This is a genomic window from Acidovorax sp. KNOB132 (assembly GCF_057541515.1).
In genome coordinates this window covers 1-681 of record NZ_BAAJYT010000628.1, presented here as the reverse complement: position 1 = coordinate 681, position 681 = coordinate 1, and the positions used below count along the sequence as shown (strand labels likewise).

At 75.9% G+C, this 681-nt stretch carries 2 protein-coding genes; both read left to right on the top strand.

All coding sequences use genetic code 11. The annotated features are described in order from the left end of the window. On the top strand, positions 1 to 121 hold a 121-nt coding region (locus AC27IO_RS25100), incomplete at its 5' end, for a triphosphoribosyl-dephospho-CoA synthase (RefSeq protein WP_498741329.1). After that, on the top strand, positions 118 to 681 hold a 564-nt coding region (locus AC27IO_RS25095; RefSeq protein ID WP_498741328.1), incomplete at its 3' end, for an ACP S-malonyltransferase. The genes AC27IO_RS25100 and AC27IO_RS25095, both read left to right, overlap by 4 nt.

Sequence of the window (681 nt, the reverse complement as noted above, 5' to 3'; positions counted from 1 at the left end):
CGCGCACGCCATCGGCCGCGATTTCGTCGCGCGGCGCCTGTCGCCCGGCGGTTCGGCCGACCTGCTGGCCGCCGCCTGCTGGGTGGTCCGCATGGCGCCACCGGCGGGCTGCGCACCATGAGCTATGCCCTGGTGTTTTCGGGCCAGGGCATGCAGCATCCCGGCATGCTGCCCTGGCTGGCCGATGGCGCCCCAGTGCGCGCGGTGAACGACCGCCTCGGCGTGCCCGACTGGCGCGCCGCGCTGCAGGACACCAATTGGGCCGCGCGCAATGCCCACGCCCAGGTGCTGCTCACCGGCCTGGCCCTGGCTGCCTGGGACGCCCTGTCCCCGCTGCTGCCACCGCCGGCCGCCATCGCGGGCTACAGCGTGGGCGAGCTGGCCGCCTTCAGTGCAGCCGGCGTGTTCGATGCCGCTACCGCGCTGTCGCTCGCCCAGGCGCGCGCCGAGGCCATGGACCGCTGCGCCGCCGGCCATCCCGGCAGTCTGATCGGCGTGAGCCGCATGGCGCCGGCCGCCATCGACGCCCTGGTGCGCGACACCGGCCTGGCCGTGGCGATCCGCAACGGACCGGACAGCGTGGTGCTGGGCGGCGCGCTGGCCGCGCTGGACCGCGCCGAAGCGCTGGCCACAGCCCAAGGCGGCCACTGCACGCGGCTGCGCGTGGGCGTGGCATCGCAC